The organism is Curtobacterium sp. VKM Ac-1393 (assembly GCF_015350995.1).
Taxonomy (GTDB): Bacteria; Actinomycetota; Actinomycetes; order Actinomycetales; family Microbacteriaceae; genus Curtobacterium.
Window position 1 is genome coordinate 106472 of sequence record NZ_JADKRW010000002.1, and the last position, 17397, is coordinate 123868.

Consider the following 17397-nt stretch of genomic DNA (forward strand, 5'->3'; position numbering starts at 1 on the left):
CTGCAGCGCCTAGGTTTCGGCTGTGCGACACCGCACAGTCCCTCGAACCCCGGAGGCCGCATGACCGCGCCAGCCGTTCCCGTGCCGTCGACGTTCGCCCGACGGCTGCGTGAAGATGCCGCGCACGCCCGCGAGCACGTCGTCCTGACGGCACTGCTCGGCTCGCCGTTCCTGCCGCGCGTGGTCCGCCGGGTGCTCCTGAACCTGGCGGGGGCGCGTGCCGAGTCCGCCCCCGGTGTCGGTTTCTCGCTCACCGGCGACCCGCGCAACCTGTCCGTCGCGCGCGGCGTCTACTTCAACCGCGGCACGACGATCGAGGCCGTCGCACCCGTGCGCATCGGTGCGAACGCCGCCATCGGCATGCAGGTCCTCATCATGACGAGCCACCACGCGATCGACGCCGACGGCCGCTGGAGCGACACCGCGACCGGCCGCCCGGTCGTCATCGAGGACCGTGTGTGGATCGGGGGCCGGGCGACGGTCCTGCCCGGTGCGCACATCGAGCACGACGTGGTCGTCGCCGCCGGCGCGGTCGTCACCGGACGCCTGCTCGCGCACGGCGTGTACGCCGGCGTGCCGGCGAAGCGCATCCGCGACCTGGCCGGGGCGGACCGGCCCGAGGTTCCCGACGCGACCAGCTGACGGCCTGGAGGCGCGGGGCGGCCCCGCCACGGGCCTCCCGTCCGTCGGTGCGCGCCCTGCACACTTCTGCCCCGGACACGCCGGTGTGTCGGTCAGACGCCCCGACGTCAGCGACACGCCCCCGTATCCGGCGGCGTCTCGGGCAGCTGGCGGCGTCGTGCGGACACGCCGGCGTCCGGCGTCCGGCGTCCGGCGTCCGGACACAGCGTGCTTCCGCGCGCGCCCGCTGTCTGCCACGATGGGCGCGACGCGGGCGACGATGCCCGGCCGTCGTGAGGAGTCCACCATGTCCGTGCGTCTCAATCCCTACCTCGGGTTCCGTTCGGGGGCCCGCGAAGCCCTCGAGTTCTACCACTCGGTGTTCCACGGCGAGCTCACGATCGGCACCTTCGGCGAAGCCGGCATGAGCCAGGACCCGGCCGACGCCGACCATGTCATGCACGGGCAGCTCGACGGCGAGAACGGACTGCTGCTGATGGCGTCGGACGCGCCGGCGGGCATGCCGACGCCGTCGGAGAGCTCGATCTCGCTCTCGCTGAGCGGCGACGACACCGAGGCACTGACCCGCTACTGGAACGGCCTCGCCAACGGCGCGACGATCGTCGAACCGCTCACCCAGGCGCCGTGGGGCGACACGTTCGGGATGCTCACCGACCGGTTCCAGGTGTCGTGGCTGGTCAACATCACCGGCTCGGCGAGCTGACGGCGGCCGGGACCGGTCCGACCGACGCGGCGATCGGCCACCGCGGCACCCAGCACCGGACCCGCGCGGTGTACCGGCGGAAGTCGTCGCCGAAGCGCTCCTCGAGGTCGGCTTCCTCGAGCGGTCGGACGATGCAGTTCCACACGATCGACCCCGCGAGCGCGTAGACGACCACCATCCACGACCCGAGCACGAGCCCGACGGCGACACCCTGCGTGATGCCGGCGAGCGCCATCGGGTTGCGGACGGAGCGGTAGGGACCGGCGACCACGAGGCGGTTGGCGCTGGCAGAGGGCAACGGCGTCCCCGCGCCCTTCGTCGACATCGCGGCGGCCGACGCGATGCCGAGCGCGCTGGCGAACATGAGCACGACGAGCCCGGTCACGAACAGGGTGGTGACGACCGGGCCGGGCAGCGCCGGGTGCACCTGCCAGCGGTGCTCGGCGAAGGCGATGAGCACGGGGAACACACCGAGGAAGAGCCCCCAGAAGACGACGATCTGCAGCGTCGTCGCGACTACGTGCCGTGACCGTGCAGCGTGCGGGTCGGCGGTGCGGAACCGCAGCGGCCCGGCGTCCAGCCACTCGGTCGGCACCCGACCGAGCAGGACCAGGGCGAGCGCCAGGACGGACCCGACGGACGCGGCGGTCATGACGAGGACACCCCACCCGGCCTCACCGCTGATCGTCGCCCACGCCGCGAGGCCGGCGAGGACGACCGTGGTCCACACGGAGGCGACGATCGCCGCGATCCGCCCGACCGTGCCGGCGGCGATCGCGGCGAGCGCCGAGGCAACGACGAAGAGCGGGACGTCGAGGGTCGCGACGACCACCGGGTCCAGCGAGCCGAGCGTCAGGGTCCGGATGCCGGGCACGGTCGCGACGGCGATCCACCAGACGGCGCCGCCGAGTGCCTGCAGTGCGAAGTACAGCCGGCCCCGGGACACGTCTGCACCGTAGCGCGTTCCGCGGCCCGGGTCACGGTGCGACCGCGGCCTGGGTCACGGCGTGACCATGCCGCCGTTCACGTTGAGGGTCTCGCCGACGACGTAGCTCGACTCGTCCGACGCCAGGAACACGTAGGCCGGTGCGAGTTCGGCCGGCTGTCCGGCGCGGCCCATCGGCGACTCGCTGCTGCCGAATTCGGGCAGCGTCGACGGGTCGACGCCGCCGCTCGGCTGCAGGACCGTCCACGTCGGCCCGGGAGCGACGACGTTCACCCGGATCCCGCGCTCGACGAGCAGCTGCGACAGGCCCTTCGAGAAGTTGTTGATCGCGCCCTTCGACGCCGCGTAGTCGAGACGGTCCGGTGCCGGCTTGTACGCCTCCATCGACGCCGTCGTCGTGATCGTCGCCCCCGGGTGCAGGTGCGGGAGCGCCGCCTTCACGAGTCGGAACAGGCCGAACACGTTGACGTCGAACGTCGCCTCGAACTGCTCGTCGGTGATGTCGAGCAGGTCCGGCTGCCACCGTTGCTTGCCCGCGACGCTCACGAGGGCATCGAGGCCGCCGAGCCCCGCGACCGCCTGGTCGACGAGTTCCTGGGCGGAGCCGCGGTCGCGCAGGTCGCCGGGGATCGCAACGGCAGTGCGTCCGGCGGCACGGATCTGCTCGAGCACGTGGTCGGCGTCGGACTGCTCCTCCGGCAGGTACGCGATCGCGACGTCGGCGCCCTCACGGGCGAACGCGATCGCGACGGCGCCGCCGATCCCGGAGTCGCCACCGGTGATCAGGGCCCTGCGGCCGGCGAGCCGGCCGGTGCCCCGGTAGGTCGACTCGCCCAGGTCGGGGACCGGGTCCATCTCGGACTGGAGGCCCGGCTCGGCCTGCGTCTGCGGCTTCGGCTGGACGTCGGGGTAGCGGGTGCGCGGGTCGCCGTGTTCGTACTGGTCGGTGGGCATGCGGGTTCCTTCCTGCGTTCGTCCCCACGGAACCCGTTGCGGCTGGGCGAGGGCGGAACGCCATCCGTCCTGCGCATCCGTCCAGGGCGGCGGGGTTGCCTCGACGCATGAGTGATGACGACGTCGAACAGACCGAGCGCGACTTCGCCGACGCGGTGAACATGACCGCCTCGGAGCTGCGGGGGTGGCTCGACACGGACGAGTCGAAGCACGTCGGGCAGACGCCACCGGGCGGCGGTGAGTCGACCGGGCACGAGAGCGGACGGCACATAATCCGGATCCTCGAGAAGCACAAGGCGGACCGGACCGACGACGACCACGCACACATGCGGAAGGTGGTCGGCTACGTCGCCCGGCACGCGGCGCAGCGGCCGGACGGTGACGTGCACGACACCCCGTGGCGATGGTCCTTGATGAACTGGGGACACGACCCCGAGCAGCGCTGACCCCGCCTGCCCCCCGCCAGCCTCCCCGTTATCCGGCGTCGGCGTCGGCCACGGCGTCGATCCCGGCGGCGATCTCCGCCGCGTGCGTGTGGTGCAGGTAGTGCTCGCCGTCGAGCATCACGACCTGCCCGTCGGTGACGGTGGCAGCCTGCTCGCGGTGGAGACGCTCCCACCCCGGCACGTCCGGGTCGTCGGCCACGACGAACAGACGGACCGGCAGGTCCGCCGGGAACGACAGGCCACGGGCATGGCGGAAGTTCGCTCCGAGGTGCTCGTACTCGTCCAGGTAGGTCGAGGTCATGCTGTTCCGGTGCGACAGCAGGACCATCTGCTCCTTCTGCGCCGCGGTGTACGGCAGGTCTGCGTAGGCGTCGCCAGCGAGCGCCGTGAGCACCCGCAGGAGTCCGGTCGCCTTCACGAAGCGGAACAGCCCCGATCCGACGGCCTCGTCGATGCCGGGCTGCGTGGGGACGCTGCTGTCGATGCCGACGAAGGCCTGCACCTCGTCCGGATGGGCGTGCACGTACTCGAGCGCGTAGATGCCGGCGACCGAGTGCCCGGCGAGCACGTAGCGGTCGATGCCGAGCTCCGACAGCGCCTGGTGCACCTCGGCGACGATGTTCGCGCTCGTGCGCGGCCGTTCGGTGCCGTCGCTCAGGCCGTACCCGAGCGGCTCGACCACAACCACCCGGTGGGTGTCCTGCAGCCGGTCGACCAGCGGGGCGAAGTCGATGACCGGTGACGCCGTCCCGAAGCCGGGCAGCAGCACAACCGTCGAGGGGCCCGAGCCGGTGACGGCGACGTTGACCCGGCCGCCCGGCACCGCGACGAGCTGCCCGTACGGCCGGATGTCGTCCCGCTCGGAGGCGGTCGCGATCGCGTCGTAGGTGGCGGTGCCGCCGAGTGTCAGGGCACCGAGTCCGATCAGCCCGACGAGCGAGAACCCGATGATCCGGAGCGGCCGGCGGCGTCGGCGCGGAGCGCGCGTCGGGGTGACGGCGGGGGCGGGGGCGGAGATGGGCGTGGGGTGCTGCGTGTCCATGCCTGCACGCTAGGTCGGGCGGGCACCACCGCACATCGGAGCGCGGTACCGATGCGGCGTCCGCCTCGTCGTACCGGAGTCCGACCTCGGGACGACTCCGCGACGATCCCGGGACGGCTCGGGGACGACCCCGGAACGGCTCCGGGACGGCTCCGGGATGGGGGAGAATGGCGGGGTGAACGAGACGGGCATGCCGCGCTTCCGACGGATCTGGTCGACCGTGCAGGTCGGGGTGCTCGCGATCGCCGTCGGGTTCTGCGTCGTGATGCTCGTGATCGGGCAGGGCAAACTCGACCGGGTCTACGCCGTCGCCGCGGTCTTCTTCGGGCTCGCACTCGTCGGGCACAGCACGTACCTCTGGCTCCTGGCCCGGGCCAACCGCGCCGGACGCTGAGGCTCCGGAGCCGCTAGACCCCGAGCCGGAAGAGCAGCGGCAGGAGCAGGCCGGCGACCCACACGAGCAGGAAGAGCAGCGCCCCGCCCGTCAAGAGCCGACGACGACGGCGCAACGTGGGGCTGCGCTCCTCGCCCCACATCTGGGCACGGACGAGCACCCGGTTCGCCTGCTCGACGACCTTCCGGACCTCGGGATCGTCGAGCTCCAGGGCACCGGCCCGGGCGTGCTCGGCGATGACGGTGGCCTCGTCGACGGTGAGGTCGTCCTTGCGCATGCTCCATCTTCGCACCGGACCGCCCACGGTGCCTGTTTCGCGCGGTCGGGCGCCCCGGCACGGTGCGGGTTCCGTGGGTGGGTGCCGGGTTGGCCGCGTGGTGCGTGGTTGCAGGCGTGCACGGTGCGTGCAACCGCGCACCGGCTGACGCACCGCGCACGGCCCCTGGGCGGGACCGGACCACCGACCGGGTACTGATGGACCCATGGGACATCGCTACCGCGGGAAGATCGTCGTCGTCACGGGAGCATCGAGCGGCATCGGGAGGGCCGCGGCGCACGAGTTCGCTCGGCAGGGCGCGACACTCGTGCTCGCGGCGCGCGGGCACGACAGTCTGGAGGCCGCCGCCGCCGAGTGCCGAGCACTCGGCGCCGACGCGATCGCGATCCCCACGGACGTCGCCGACGAGCACCAGGTGAAAGACCTCATCGGCACCGTCACGACACGCTTCGGCCGCATCGACGTCTTCGTCGGCAACGCCGCCCTGTTCGTCTACGGCCTGTTCGAGCAGACCCCGGCCGAGGCCTTCAAACGTGTCGTCGACACGAACCTGTACGGGCACCTCCACGCGATCCGGCAGCTGCTGCCGCACTGGAAGCAGCGCGGGCAGGGCACCTACGTGCTCGTCGGGTCGATCCAGTCGCTGCTGTCCGCGCCGTACCAGTCGGCGTACGTGACGAGCAAGCACGCGGCGCTCGGTCTGGTCGACGTGCTCGGGGACGAGTTCGCCGGCACCGGCATCCGGTTCACGACGCTGCTGCCGTCGACGATCGACACCCCGATCTACCAGAACGGCGCGAACTACACCGGCAAGAACTCGCACCCGCTGCCACCGACGGTGTCCGTCCAACGCGCCGGGCGGGCGGTTGTCCGCGCCGCCACACACCCGAAGCGGTACCGGTTCGTCGGCCGGATCCAGGCGTCGCTCGTACCGCTGCAGTACGTGTTCCCGGGGCTGTTCCACAAGATCACGAAGCCGATGGTCGAGACCTTCGCCCTGCGTGGGAAGGGCGAGCCGACCGACGGCAACCTCTACGCTCCCGCGGACGCCGACAACGCCACGGACGGCGGCTGGGTCGCGAAGCGTCGACGTGTCACCCGCCCGCTCGTGTGGCTCGGCGCGGCCGCCGCGGTCGGTGCCGTGGTGCTCGGCCGCGCGCGGCGGTAGACCCACACGCGTTCTGCGACGATCCACGAGTCGGTCGACGCGTGGACCGTCGCAGAACGGGTGTGCAGAGCGACGCGACCGTGCGGGTCAGGCAGAGACCGACTCGTCGGCCGTCAGCACCGGAGCGATCGTCCCCGTCCGGGCACCCTCGTACGCCGCCAGGATCATGCCGAGCACCGCGATGCCCTCGCGCTCGGTGTGGATCGGCCGCGTGCCGTCGCGCAGGCAGTCCCCGAAGGCGCCGATCTCGGCCGCGAAGGTGTCGACCTCGTCGAAGGTGACCGACTCGCTGGTGCCGTCGCGCAGGTCCCATCGGAGCGTGGTGCCGTCGCTCGTCAGGGAGCCGTGCTCACCGACGACGCTGAAGCGTTCGGTGCCGGCGGCCGGGTCGTACGCCCAGCTCGTCACGAGCTGCCCCACGGCGCCGTTGTCGAAGCGGAACAGTGCCTGCGCCGAGTCCTCGCCCTCCATGAAGGCCAGCCGGTGCGTGGACAGCATCGCGGTGGCCTGCACGGGGACCCCGCCGGCCAGGTGCATGAGCAGGTAGCTCGGGTGGTAGCCGGTGTCGATGAGCTCACCGCCGCCACTCGTCGACGCGTGGGCCCGCCACCCCATGTTCGACGGGTCGAACTCGTTGCGGAACGAGTCGGTGGTGCGGACCTCGTACACGGTGCCGAGCGCCCCGCCGTCGATGAACTCCTTCGCCTTGGCGACCGCGGGCATGAAGAGCTGGTTGTGCGCGCACATCAGGGTGATCCCCGACGCGGACACGGCACGCTGCACGTCGGCGGCCTCGTCCGGGCTCAGGCACAGCGGCTTCTCGCACAGGACGTGCTTGCCCGCCTTCGCCGCGGCGACGATCGCGTCGCGGTGCAGGTGGTGCGGCAGGCAGATGTCGACCGCGTCGATGTCGGCCTGGTCGAGCATGGCGAGGTAGTCGGTGAAGAACGGGACGCCGAGTTCGGCCCCGCGCTCCTCGGCCGTGGCGGCGAAGGCATCGGCGACCGCGGCGATGCGGATCGTGTCGGGGTGCTGGGCGTACCCGGCGATGTGCGCAGAGGCGATGCCGCCCCCGCCGATGAGGCCGACGCGGATGATGTCGCTGGACATGGTGACTCCTGGGTTCGGTTCGTGGTGCTGGACTGCTGGGGCGGTCAGGCGGGTGCGCCGACGAGGGCGTCGCGGCCAACGACGTCGCGGCTCGCGGCGTCGTTGGCGGCGACCACCAGCCGGGTGAGGTCGACGGCGCGGGCGAGGTTGTCGTCGGCACGTGTGCCGGCGGTGACGTGGTCCACCCACTGGCCGAAGGCGTCCTGGGTGTCGGCGGGGACGTCGAGGGTGACCGTCTCGTCGCCGTAGGCCGGTCCGCCGGCGGTGAGCCGGGCCTCCCGGTCGGAGTAGGCGAGCCAGCCCCTGGTGCCGGCCACGTCGATCGTGAACGGGGTGCCCGCGACGAAGCCGGCCTCGATGACGCCGATCGCCTGCGAGGCGTAGCCGACGGTGACCACGGCGTGGTCCTCGACCGGGCGGCCGGTGAACGAGCGGTAGACGGCCTCGACGGTGTCCGGGTGGGATCCGAGGAACAGCTGCGTCAAGTAGACGGGGTGGCAGCCGAGGTCGGTGAGTGCGCCACCGATCGCGGTCGCCGGGTCGAAGAAGCGCTCCGGCAGCCAGGGGGCCACGGCGCCGTCGTGCGAGAGCCGGACGCGCGAGTACGTGACGTCGCCGAGGCGGCCCGTGTCGAGCTCGCGCCGGATCGCGGCGGTGTACCCGTGGTACAGCCGCGGCAGCGAGACCACGAGCGCGACGCCGGCGGTGTCGCAGGCGGCGATGACCTCGTCGCACTCCTCGACCGTGGGGGCGAGCAGCTTTTCGGTGAAGACGTGCTTGCCCGCCGTCGCGGCACGGACGATGACGTCGCGGTGGACGTCGGTCGAGGTCGTGACGGTGACGGCGTCGACGTCGTCCCGGGCGAGCAGTGCGTCGAGGTCGTCGGTGTACTCGACGCCGAACCGTTCGGCGCCCGCGCGGCCGCGCTCGGCGTCGTCGTCCCAGACGGCCACGAGCTCGGTGCCGGGGTGGTCGAGGGTCTGCTGGGCGTAGTCGCCGGCGTGGACGTGCCAGAAGCCGAGGACGGCGACGCGCAAGGGGGTGGAGGGCATGTGTGTTCCTTTCGTGTGGACGGACAGAGCGTTCCTGGTCAGATCCGGACCTTGTCGTAGTCCTTCGGCAACTTGAACGGCGAGTAGGTCTGCATCATCGGGTCGACGCGGGCCTGTGCCCGCTCGACGGCTTCCTGTGGACTCGCGGTGCCGAGCAGGACGCTCGACCGCGCGTCGGCGAGGGAGTCCCACCACGCGCCGCCGACGGGCAGCGGCGGACGGCAGGTGGACGCGCCGATCGACTCGGTGAAGAAGCGGATCGACTTCGCGGAGCCCTTCGGGTCCTTGAGCGCGGCGATGTTCGACGGCACGCTCGTCGCGGGCACCATGTAGGTCTCCTGGCCCTGCTTGCTCGTGAAGTACTTCATGAGCTCCCACACGGCCCTGTTCTTCTTCGAGCCCTTCGGGACGCACAGCGCGAAGCCACCGGACCACGTGTACTTGTCGCCGCCGTCCTGCTGGGTCGGCAGGTACGCGGTGCCCCAGTCGAGGTCCTTCGGGCCGTAGTTGTCGAAGGTCTGGATGGTCGAGGGGACGCTGACCATGAACGCCATCCGGTCCGCCATGAACGCGGTCTGTCCCGGCGGGTGCCCGGTCGGCTCGTAGGTCGCGATGAAGGTGTCGGCGTCCTTGTAGCCGTACCGCTTCGCCCAGTCCTCGTAGAACTCGAAGATGCTCCGGACGCTTGCCGAGTCCATCGTCATCTTCGAGTCCTGCTGGTCGAAGTACGACGCACCGAGGCCGAGCCCCCACGTGAACGGCCAGCCTTCGCCGTACCAGGGGAGCAGTCCCATGTGGGTGTAGTTGCCGCCGGACTTCTTCGTGATGCGTTCGCTGACGTCCCACATCCGGTCCATGCCCACCGGGCCGTTGTGCTCCCAGTCGAACTCGTCCGGGTCGATCCCGGCACCGGTGAGCATCTTCCGGTTCACGAACATGCCGCGGGCGTCGGTGTCGTGGGGGAGTCCGTAGGTCTTGCCCTGGTAGCTGACCTCACCGATCGTGAACCCGAGCCACTGCGCCAGGAACTCGTCCTTCGGCTGGTCCTCGAACTGGTCGATCATGTCGTCGATCGGTTCGATCAGCCCGATCGCCGCGTACTGCGCCGCGCTGAACCGGTCGAGGAGCCACAGGTCGGGGGCGGTGCCGCCGCGGACGGCGGTGATGATGCTCGTTGCGTCGCCGGTGCCCTGCGACGGCACGACGTTGACCTTGACGTCGACCTCGGGGTGGACCTTGTTGAAGTCCTTGATGACCTTCGTCTGGAACGGCACGAACGTGCCCGTGACACCCCAGATCGTGACCTGGTTCGGGTTGCTCCGGCCACTCGAACCGGAGGCGCACGATGCGGCGAGGAGCGCGAGGGCGCCCGCCCCACCGGTCGCGGCCGCACCGCGCAGGAACGTCCGTCGGTCGAATGCGCTGCTCACTTGAAGCTCCCGATCTGGACGCCCTTGATGAACGTCCGCTGGAACACGAAGAACAGGACCACGAGCGGCAGGATGATGAGCACCGATGCCGCCATCAGCTGGTTGAACTGGAAGTCCTGCGAGTTGTTGAGGCGGAAGATCTGCAGCCCGATGGACAGCGTCTGCACGTTCTCGTCCTGCAGGTAGATGAGCGGTCCCAGGAAGTCGTTCCAGGCACCCACCGCCGCGAAGATCCCCACCGTGACGAGTGCCGCCCGCGCCTGCGGGAACACGATCCGCCAGAGGATGCCCCACTCGGACGCACCGTCCATCCGCGCCGCGTTGAGCAGGTCCTTCGGGATCTGCAGCAGGAACTGCCGGAGCAGGAACACGTAGAACGCGGACCCGAACAGGCTCGGCACGATGAGCGGCAGGAAGGTGTTGATCCAGCCGAGTCGGGCGTACAGGTCGAACATCGGGATGAGCGTGACCGGGAACGGGATGAACAGCGTCGCCAGCACGACGTAGAACACCTTGTCGCGGCCGCGCCACTCGAGGCACGCGAACCCGTAGGCGATCACGAGGTTCGACACCATCGAGAACAGGGTGACGCAGACCGTGATGACGAGCGTGTTCCGGAAGAACGTGAAGAACGGCATCGCGTCGATCGCCTTGCCGAAGTTCGACCAGTCGAGCCACTGCGGGAACCACGTGGGCGGGAAGGCGCCGAGTTCGGAGTTGCCCTTCAGCGCCGAGATGACCATCCAGTAGATCGGGATGAGGAACAGCAGGCTCATCGCGATGAGGAGCACGCGGGCGAGGACGGACGACCACGGCGAGCGGATCGAGCCGTCGGCGTTGCGGGAGCGGTCATCGGCACCCTTGCGGCCACGGGGCCGGACGGACTCGATCGACGAGGTGACCGTGTCGCGGTCCGGGTGGCGTTCAGTGCGCAGTGTCATCGGTCACTCCCCGGTCACGTCGTAGTTGACGAAGCGCTTGGACAGCCAGTACACGAGCCCGGACAGGATCATGCCGGCCAGGAACAGCAGCACCGCCATGGCGCTGGCGAACCCGAGCTGCGCGTAGCTGAACGCGTTCTTGTAGAGGTAGAGCATGTAGAACAACGTCCCGTTGTCCGGGCTGCCGAGTCCTCCGGTGCCGGACGAGATCACGTACGCCTCGGTGAAGACCTGCAGGCCGTTGCTGATGCCGGTGATCAGGTTGAACAGGATCACGGGCGAGAGCAGCGGCAGGGTCAGCGCGAAGAACTGCCGGACCGGGCCGGCCCCGTCGACGCGGGCCGCCTCGTACAGGGTCTTCGGGATCCCGCGCAGCCCCGCGAGGAAGATCAACGCCGCGTTGCCGGCGCCCATCTGGGCGAGCGCGACGATGACGAGCTTCGCCGTCGTCGGGTCGCCGAGCAGGTTCGTCGCCGGGATCCCGACGAGCTTCATGACCTGGTTGACGATGCCCGTCTGCGGGTTGACGAGCACCACGAAGATGAACGCCAGCGCGAAGGTCGGGATGAGCGAGGGGATGTAGAGGGCCGTCCGGTACCAGCCGATCTCGCGGACGTCCTGGTTCATCGCGATCGCGATCACGATGGCGATGACGATCCCGACGGGCACCGCGATCACGGCGTAGAACAGGGTGTTGCCGACCGCGGTGTGCACGAGCGGGTCGATGAACGCGGCGACGTAGTTGGCGAACCCGACCCAGGTGATGTCGGCCATGCCCGAGTACCGGGTCAGGCTGATCGCGAACGAGTAGATCAGGGGGTAGGCGATGAACACGAGCACGCCGAGGATCCACGGCGAGATGAACGCGATGCCGACGCGCAGCCGGCGTTTCTCGGCCGGGGTCCACGGGTGCTTCTCGCGTGGCCGTCGTCGGACGGTGGCGTCTCCGCCCTGGAGCGTCCGCGGTGGAGCTGCTGTCCCGGATCGTGCGGTCGTCGTCACGAGCGTCCCTTCCGACCCCGTGCCACGCCGGTGTGGCACGGGTGAACTCGTCGCCGGACGGGCGAACCGATCGCTCCGTCGCGGATTCAATCCAATTGATTGACAAATTCGTATGACCAGAAATGCTAGGGACCATGTCCGAGCCTCGTCAACCCCTTCGTGACACCGTGGTGCAGAGCAGAACGGGTGGCACGAACCTCGCGCGCGTCGGCGTCCAGAACCGTGCGCTCGTCCTCGATCTCATCCGCCGACGGGGCCCCTCCGCACGCGCCGAACTGATGCGCGCCACCGGGCTGAGCGCCCAGACGGTGTCCAACATCGCGGTCGGGCTCGTCGCAGCGGGGCTGGTGCGCGAGGTCCCCGGCGGTGGGCGACGGCTCGGGGTCGTCGCACGGTCACGGTCGGCGATCGGGGTCCACCTCGACCCGGCGCACCTCGTCGTCGTCCGCACCGACCTGACCGGCGCGGTGCTGGCCGTCGAGCACGTCGACCTGGACGCGACGGACGACCCGGCGCGGACGCTCGACACGATGGCGGCGGCCGTGCAGCGCGTCCGCGGCGGCGCGCGTCCGAGCGTTCCCGTACCCGCCGGCATCGGGCTCGCCGTCCCCGGCCCGATCGACCCCGCCGGCATACGGATGGGCACTCCCGCGCAGCTGCCGGCCTGGTGGGAACTGCCCGTCACCGGCGAACTCGCCGCTCGGACCGGTCTGTCCGTGCACCTGGAGAAGGACGGTGTCGCGAGCGCCCTCGGCGAGGTCTGGGCCGCTGCCGGCGCCGACGACCTGGTGTCGGTCTTCCTCGGCCACGGCATCAGCGCCGCGACGGTCGCCTCGGGCGAGGTGGTCCGTGGCGCGACCGGCAACGCCGGGGAGTTCGGTGGCATGCCGGTCGAGGCGCACGGCCGCTGGACCGAGGTGTGGGAAGCGTGCCAGCCCCTGCAGCAGGTCCGCCGCGGGATCGCCGCCGGTCTGCTCCCCACGGGCATCCCGCTCGACCGTGCCACTGACGTCCGGCAGGCATTCGAGCGGCTCTGCGCGACGCCGTCCGCGGCACCGCTGGTCGCCGAGGCCGGAGCCGCCCTCGGATCCGCCCTCGCCCACGTCGTCGAGTTGCTCGACGTGCCGCGCGTCGCGATCGGGGGCAGCGCCGCCCTCGCCGGCGGCGACGTCTTCATCGCGGCCGTCCGGGAGCGGCTCGCCGTCCGCCTGCCGCACGGGCCGTTCCCGACCGTCGAGGCCACCGCCTTCGGCGAGGCGTCGGTGGCCCGCGGAGCGGCCTGCGCCGTGCTGCAGGCCGACCTCGCCGTGCCGACTGCCGTCGACCGCGGTGTCGGCGTCGGTGCGGGGCGTCGACCGGGAGGCCCGGTGCACCTCCGCAGCATCGCCCACCCCTGGTGAGCGGGAGCGTCCAGGGCGTCTGTGCCGATCAGGACGTCGGATCGGTGCGCCTGCGACGCACGCGTGACGCCGTGCGACGGCTGCGGCGCGTCGACCGCGGGGACGCCGTAGCGTCGGGGGCATGAGCACGACGACGCCGACCGCATCCGACTTCGTCGCCGGGTGGACCGCCTGGCACGAGGACCACGAGCGGGCACGGGCGAGCGAGCACGGCTTCCTCGCCATCACGAGCATCCGGTGGCTCACCGCGACGCCCGAACGGTTCGACGACGCCCCCGGCACCTGGTCGACCGGCGAGGACGGCCCCGTCGTCGAGCTCGCCGACGGCGAGACGATCACGGTCGACGGACAGCAGGTCACCGGGACACACCGCTTCGGACCCCTGGCCGAACGGTCGAGCACGAACGTCGTGTGGCAGGACGGCGACGAGACCGTCGTGGTCGAGGTCGCCCGCCGTGGCGGCAGCGACGTCATCCGCCCACGCCACCCGGGCAACGCGACCCGGACCGAGTACCCCGGCACCCCGACGTACGAGCCGTCGGACCGGTTCGTCGTCGACGCGCACTTCGAACCGTTCGACGAACCCCGCGAGGTCACCGTGGGCTCGGTCGTCGACGGGCTGCAGCACGTGTACGCAGCCCCCGGCGTCCTCACCTTCGACCTCGACGGGCCGCGGTCGCTGCTCGCGTTCAACGGGCACGGCGACGGCCTGCACGTCCTGTTCACCGACCGCACCAGCGGCGTCACGACCTACGCCGCGAACCGGAGCCTGGACATCGCCGCGCCGGACGCCGCCGGGGCGACGACGATCGACTTCAACCGGGCGACGAACCTGCCGTGCGCCTACACCGCGCACGCGACCTGCCCGCTGCCCCCGGCCGAGAACCGGCTCGACGTCGCGGTCGAGGCGGGGGAGCGCCTGCCCGCCTGACCCCGCCGCCGCGCAACGAACGACGTCCTCGATGTCGTACGACGTCGAGGACGTCGTTCGTTGCGCTCGCGGGTCGTTGCAGCCGCGCGGGAGCGACAGGGCCGATGTCGTGCGACGTCCACGGTGTCGATCGGCGTCGGCGGTCGGCGCCCGCCTCAGCCTGAGGGGACGCGCTGCCAGGTGCTCGTCGCCCGCCAGGCCTGCGGATCGAAGGCGAACACGCTGCCCATGCCGGGCTGGTCGAGCGCCCGTGACACCAGTACGCCGGTCAGGTCGGCGAGCAGGAGCGCCCCGACGGCACCGTGCGACACGATCGTCACGTCGCTCTCGGTCGTGAGCCGCCGGACTGCTGCGACGATGCGGGCCTGGGCGTCGACGGCCCGCTCCCATCCGCGGACCGATCGGGTCGGCTCCGCGAAGAACCGGTCGACGACCCCGTCGAACTCGGCCGGCGGTAGGTAGCCGGTCGCACTGCGGTCGATCTCGCCGAGCAGGGGATCCTGCGCGGGCACGAGCCCGACCGCGGCCCCGAGCAGCTCGGCGGTCTCGACGGCCTTGCGCTCCGTGCTCGACACGAGTGTCCGGACGCCCGGCTCCCAGGCCAGCGGACCCGACCGCGCTGCGCGTGCGCGTCCCTCGGCGGAGAGCCCCCACGACTCGATCGGCTCGGCGGGTTCCACGACGACCTCGGCGTGGGTCAGGAAGTACGAGACCATCCGGCGATCCTGGCACGGACCGCTGGTGTTCCGCGGGGACGGTGTCGGGTGTCACCGCGTCGCCGTAGGGTGAGCGCGTGGAGTTCCCGGGGGAGGCGGCCGGCGCGCGTGACGCGTCGACCTCTCCGGGGTCACCCCGGGGCACGCAGGACCAGCAGGACGACACGCCCCGAGCAGGCGAGCGCGCTCCGCGCGCGACGCTGCACGGAGGCACCGACAGGTCCTCCGGGAACCCCACGCCCCTCGCCGTCGTCACCGCGGCGCTGGCGGACGCCTTCCTGACCGCCGAACACTGGGCCGCAGACGACCTGACCGCGGTCGGGTACGTCGTCGTCGGCGTCGAGCGCGCGTACGTCGGGCTCGCGGTCGCCGCCGCGCTCGAGGCCTACCCGCGGCCGCCCGTCGACGCCCCGCGACAGCTCGCCGCCGTGCTCGCCGCCGCCCCGCGGCTCGTCGCACTGCACCGGTCACGCGAGGCCAGCCGGCCGGTGCGTGTCCTGGTACGCCGGGCCACCGCGGTGCGCGCCCGTCCGGAGACCGCCAGCCCGTTGCTCGTCGACACCCTGCCCGAACTCGCCCGGGCGCTCGACCTCACCGTCGGCCGGCTGCTCTGGCTCGCCGACACCCGCGCGTGGAACCGGCGCCAGGGACCCGCGAGTCCGCTCCACCACTACCGGCACGAGTGGATCACCCGACCCGGTCGTGCGCCGCGCCTGCTGGAGAAGCCGATGAACATGCTCCGGCGCACACAGCGCACGGTCCTCGACGAACTGCTGACGCTCCTGCCGGTGCACGACGCGGCGCACGGCTTCGTCGCGGGGCGGAGCGTCGTCACGGGAGCTGCCGAGCACACCTCGCAGCAGGTCGTGGTCACGGCCGACCTCACCGCGTTCTTCGCGAGCATCAGCGCCCCGACGGTGTACGGCGTCTTCCGCGCCGCCGGGTTCGCCGAGCCGCTCGCGCACGTGCTGACCGGGCTCTGCACGCACCGGGTCCCCGTGCACGTGCTCTCGGCGATGCCCGCGGGCGGTTCGCCGGAGGAACGCCACGCGCTGCGCCAGGCGTTGGCGACGGCACACCTGCCGCAGGGCGCACCGACCTCGCCGGCACTCGCGAACACCTCGTTGCGGCACCTCGACGCCCGACTGACCGGGTGGGCCGGTGCCGTCGACGCGGTCTACACCCGGTACGCCGACGACCTGACCTTCAGTGGTGGTGAGCGGCTCGCCGCACGGCCGGACGCGTTCCTGCGGGGCGTCGACCGGATCGTGACCGAGCAGGGACACCGGCTCAACCCGTCGAAGACCCGGGTGCGGCGCCGCGGGGTCCGGCAGTCGGTCACGGGCGTCGTCGTCAACGACCGCACCTCGCCCGGGCGCCGCGAGGTCGACCGGCTGCACGCCATCCTGCACAACGCCGTGGTGCACGGGCCGGCCTCCCAGAACCGCGCGGGACATCCGGAGTTCCGGGCGCACCTGCTCGGGCGCATCGGGTGGGTCGAGCAGGTCAACCCGGGCCGGGCCCGACGGCTGCGCGAGGAGTTCGCCCGCATCGTGTGGTGAGGTCGTCTGTGCGCCGTGTGACGTTCGGTCGCGCTCCTTTGCCCCGCGTTGCGGCGACCTGCCGCGCGCGGGCCTGACCTCGCACCGTGCGAGGTCGGCGCCGAACGGTGCGAGGTTCCGGAGTCCGTGCGACCCGCGCGGCCTCGCACCGCGTACGGAACCTCGCACCACACCGAAACCCGGCACCGACACTCGGCACCACATGACGTCGTGTGACACGCGGCACCACCACTCGTGTCACATGACGACTCCGTCGTTCACGGTCCGCAACACCCGTCGCCTCGGGGCCCGGACCGCCCTAGCGTCGCCGTCATGACCGACTACCTCGACCGGGAGCAGGACAAGACCTTCACGAAGGTCTACAAGCAGCAGACCCCGGACATCCTCAAGGCCTTCGTCCAGTTCGACGAGTCGGTGTTCCAGGCCGAGGGCCGCGCGATCCCGCTGAAGTACCGGGAGCTCATCGCCCTCGCCGTGGGCATCACCACGCAGTGCGTCTACTGCATCGACGGCCACAGCCAGCGCGCTGTGACGGCCGGAGCGACCGAGGCCGAACTCGCCGAGGCCGCCTGGGTCGCGACGGCCATCCGCGCCGGCGGCGGGTTCGCGCACGGCCGCCTCGGCTTCAAGTTCGGCGCCGACGCGACCCCCGCCGCCGACGCTGCGCACACCCACTAGGAG

19 protein-coding genes are annotated in these 17397 nt (G+C 71.5%); 9 read left to right on the forward strand and 10 right to left on the reverse strand.

All coding sequences use genetic code 11. The annotated features are described in order from the left end of the window. The first annotated feature begins 60 nt into the window (after positions 1 to 60). The gene (locus tag ITJ59_RS04335) at positions 61 to 642 is read left to right on the forward strand and encodes a DapH/DapD/GlmU-related protein (RefSeq protein WP_194649909.1); all 582 of its coding nucleotides are present in this window, start codon (positions 61 to 63) and stop codon (positions 640 to 642) included. Positions 643 to 928: 286 nt separating this feature from the next. Continuing rightward, positions 929 to 1345 carry a VOC family protein gene (locus ITJ59_RS04340; protein WP_194649910.1) on the forward strand — a complete coding sequence of 139 codons (417 nt, stop codon included), beginning with the start codon at positions 929 to 931 and terminating at the stop codon, positions 1343 to 1345. Here the strand turns inward: ITJ59_RS04340 and ITJ59_RS04345 are convergent. Both ITJ59_RS04345 and ITJ59_RS04350 read right to left on the reverse strand, forming a co-directional pair. After that, complete coding sequence (locus ITJ59_RS04345) at positions 1326 to 2291, reverse strand: methyltransferase family protein (protein WP_194649911.1); 966 nt, start codon at positions 2289 to 2291, stop codon at positions 1326 to 1328. The genes ITJ59_RS04340 and ITJ59_RS04345 overlap by 20 nt on opposite strands. Positions 2292 to 2345: 54 nt before the next feature. Continuing rightward, on the reverse strand, positions 2346 to 3245 hold the full coding sequence (locus ITJ59_RS04350; protein WP_194649912.1) for an SDR family oxidoreductase: 900 nt from the start codon (positions 3243 to 3245) through the stop codon (positions 2346 to 2348). 107 nt (positions 3246 to 3352) lie between these two features. Between ITJ59_RS04350 and ITJ59_RS04355 the strand changes: the two genes are divergently transcribed. After that, positions 3353 to 3691, forward strand: a complete 339-nt coding sequence (locus ITJ59_RS04355) for a DUF3140 domain-containing protein (RefSeq protein ID WP_194649913.1) — start codon at positions 3353 to 3355, stop codon at positions 3689 to 3691. A gap of 28 nt (positions 3692 to 3719) precedes the next feature. Here the strand turns inward: ITJ59_RS04355 and ITJ59_RS04360 are convergent, their stop codons facing one another. Continuing rightward, complete coding sequence (locus tag ITJ59_RS04360; protein WP_194649914.1) at positions 3720 to 4733, reverse strand: alpha/beta fold hydrolase; 1014 nt, start codon at positions 4731 to 4733, stop codon at positions 3720 to 3722. 190 nt (positions 4734 to 4923) lie between these two features. Between ITJ59_RS04360 and ITJ59_RS04365 the strand changes: the two genes are divergently transcribed. After that, positions 4924 to 5127 (forward strand): hypothetical protein, encoded by a 204-nt coding sequence (locus tag ITJ59_RS04365; protein WP_194649915.1) that lies wholly within the window; start codon positions 4924 to 4926, stop codon positions 5125 to 5127. 13 nt (positions 5128 to 5140) lie between these two features. On the opposite strand, the gene ITJ59_RS04370 is transcribed toward ITJ59_RS04365, so the two are convergent. Beyond that, complete coding sequence (locus ITJ59_RS04370; RefSeq protein WP_194649916.1) at positions 5141 to 5404, reverse strand: hypothetical protein; 264 nt, start codon at positions 5402 to 5404, stop codon at positions 5141 to 5143. Positions 5405 to 5609: 205 nt separating this feature from the next. Here ITJ59_RS04370 and ITJ59_RS04375 point away from each other — a divergent pair, with 205 nt between their 5' ends. Continuing rightward, complete coding sequence (locus ITJ59_RS04375) at positions 5610 to 6572, forward strand: SDR family NAD(P)-dependent oxidoreductase (RefSeq protein WP_194649917.1); 963 nt, start codon at positions 5610 to 5612, stop codon at positions 6570 to 6572. Between the two features lie 87 nt (positions 6573 to 6659). Here the strand turns inward: ITJ59_RS04375 and ITJ59_RS04380 are convergent, their stop codons facing one another. The 5 genes from ITJ59_RS04380 to ITJ59_RS04400 are packed head-to-tail and all read right to left on the reverse strand — an operon-like array spanning position 6660 to position 12107. Next, on the reverse strand, positions 6660 to 7682 hold the full coding sequence (locus ITJ59_RS04380; protein WP_194649918.1) for a Gfo/Idh/MocA family protein: 1023 nt from the start codon (positions 7680 to 7682) through the stop codon (positions 6660 to 6662). Between the two features lie 44 nt (positions 7683 to 7726). Continuing rightward, positions 7727 to 8734 carry a Gfo/Idh/MocA family protein gene (locus tag ITJ59_RS04385; protein WP_194649919.1) on the reverse strand — a complete coding sequence of 336 codons (1008 nt, stop codon included), beginning with the start codon at positions 8732 to 8734 and terminating at the stop codon, positions 7727 to 7729. A 38-nt stretch (positions 8735 to 8772) separates the two neighbouring features. Further along, positions 8773 to 10164, reverse strand: a complete 1392-nt coding sequence (locus tag ITJ59_RS04390; RefSeq protein ID WP_194649920.1) for an ABC transporter substrate-binding protein — start codon at positions 10162 to 10164, stop codon at positions 8773 to 8775. Next, positions 10161 to 11105, reverse strand: coding sequence for a carbohydrate ABC transporter permease (locus ITJ59_RS04395; protein ID WP_194649921.1), 945 nt, complete (start codon positions 11103 to 11105; stop codon positions 10161 to 10163). Before ITJ59_RS04395 ends, ITJ59_RS04390 begins: the two co-directional genes overlap by 4 nt. A gap of 3 nt (positions 11106 to 11108) precedes the next feature. Continuing rightward, positions 11109 to 12107 carry a carbohydrate ABC transporter permease gene (locus tag ITJ59_RS04400; RefSeq protein ID WP_194649922.1) on the reverse strand — a complete coding sequence of 333 codons (999 nt, stop codon included), beginning with the start codon at positions 12105 to 12107 and terminating at the stop codon, positions 11109 to 11111. 167 nt (positions 12108 to 12274) lie between these two features. Here ITJ59_RS04400 and ITJ59_RS04405 point away from each other — a divergent pair, with 167 nt between their 5' ends. Then, complete coding sequence (locus ITJ59_RS04405) at positions 12275 to 13507, forward strand: ROK family transcriptional regulator (protein ID WP_194649923.1); 1233 nt, start codon at positions 12275 to 12277, stop codon at positions 13505 to 13507. A gap of 121 nt (positions 13508 to 13628) precedes the next feature. Continuing rightward, the gene (locus tag ITJ59_RS04410; protein WP_194649924.1) at positions 13629 to 14438 is read left to right on the forward strand and encodes a DUF1684 domain-containing protein; all 810 of its coding nucleotides are present in this window, start codon (positions 13629 to 13631) and stop codon (positions 14436 to 14438) included. A 155-nt stretch (positions 14439 to 14593) separates the two neighbouring features. Here ITJ59_RS04410 and ITJ59_RS04415 read toward each other — a convergent pair whose 3' ends face one another. Beyond that, complete coding sequence (locus ITJ59_RS04415) at positions 14594 to 15154, reverse strand: histidine phosphatase family protein (protein WP_194649925.1); 561 nt, start codon at positions 15152 to 15154, stop codon at positions 14594 to 14596. Positions 15155 to 15231: 77 nt separating this feature from the next. Between ITJ59_RS04415 and ITJ59_RS04420 the strand changes: the two genes are divergently transcribed. Continuing rightward, positions 15232 to 16716 carry a reverse transcriptase family protein gene (locus ITJ59_RS04420; protein WP_194649926.1) on the forward strand — a complete coding sequence of 495 codons (1485 nt, stop codon included), beginning with the start codon at positions 15232 to 15234 and terminating at the stop codon, positions 16714 to 16716. A 312-nt stretch (positions 16717 to 17028) separates the two neighbouring features. Next, on the forward strand, positions 17029 to 17394 hold the full coding sequence (locus ITJ59_RS04425) for a carboxymuconolactone decarboxylase family protein (RefSeq protein WP_194649927.1): 366 nt from the start codon (positions 17029 to 17031) through the stop codon (positions 17392 to 17394). Positions 17395 to 17397: the final 3 nt, after the last annotated feature.

What these genes read in the sequence shown, in the direction of transcription:
- ITJ59_RS04335 (WP_194649909.1), top strand. Translation starts at nt 61, where the DNA reads ATGACCGCGCCAGCCGTTCCCGTGCCGTCGACGTTCGCCCGACGGCTG.
- ITJ59_RS04340 (WP_194649910.1), top strand. Translation starts at nt 929, where the DNA reads ATGTCCGTGCGTCTCAATCCCTACCTCGGGTTCCGTTCGGGGGCCCGC.
- ITJ59_RS04350 (WP_194649912.1), bottom strand. Translation starts at nt 3,245, where the DNA reads ATGCCCACCGACCAGTACGAACACGGCGACCCGCGCACCCGCTACCCC.
- ITJ59_RS04355 (WP_194649913.1), top strand. Translation starts at nt 3,353, where the DNA reads ATGAGTGATGACGACGTCGAACAGACCGAGCGCGACTTCGCCGACGCG.
- ITJ59_RS04360 (WP_194649914.1), bottom strand. Translation starts at nt 4,733, where the DNA reads ATGGACACGCAGCACCCCACGCCCATCTCCGCCCCCGCCCCCGCCGTC.
- ITJ59_RS04365 (WP_194649915.1), top strand. Translation starts at nt 4,924, where the DNA reads ATGCCGCGCTTCCGACGGATCTGGTCGACCGTGCAGGTCGGGGTGCTC.
- ITJ59_RS04370 (WP_194649916.1), bottom strand. Translation starts at nt 5,404, where the DNA reads ATGCGCAAGGACGACCTCACCGTCGACGAGGCCACCGTCATCGCCGAG.
- ITJ59_RS04375 (WP_194649917.1), top strand. Translation starts at nt 5,610, where the DNA reads ATGGGACATCGCTACCGCGGGAAGATCGTCGTCGTCACGGGAGCATCG.
- ITJ59_RS04380 (WP_194649918.1), bottom strand. Translation starts at nt 7,682, where the DNA reads ATGTCCAGCGACATCATCCGCGTCGGCCTCATCGGCGGGGGCGGCATC.
- ITJ59_RS04385 (WP_194649919.1), bottom strand. Translation starts at nt 8,734, where the DNA reads ATGCCCTCCACCCCCTTGCGCGTCGCCGTCCTCGGCTTCTGGCACGTC.
- ITJ59_RS04395 (WP_194649921.1), bottom strand. Translation starts at nt 11,105, where the DNA reads ATGACACTGCGCACTGAACGCCACCCGGACCGCGACACGGTCACCTCG.
- ITJ59_RS04410 (WP_194649924.1), top strand. Translation starts at nt 13,629, where the DNA reads ATGAGCACGACGACGCCGACCGCATCCGACTTCGTCGCCGGGTGGACC.
- ITJ59_RS04415 (WP_194649925.1), bottom strand. Translation starts at nt 15,154, where the DNA reads ATGGTCTCGTACTTCCTGACCCACGCCGAGGTCGTCGTGGAACCCGCC.
- ITJ59_RS04425 (WP_194649927.1), top strand. Translation starts at nt 17,029, where the DNA reads ATGACCGACTACCTCGACCGGGAGCAGGACAAGACCTTCACGAAGGTC.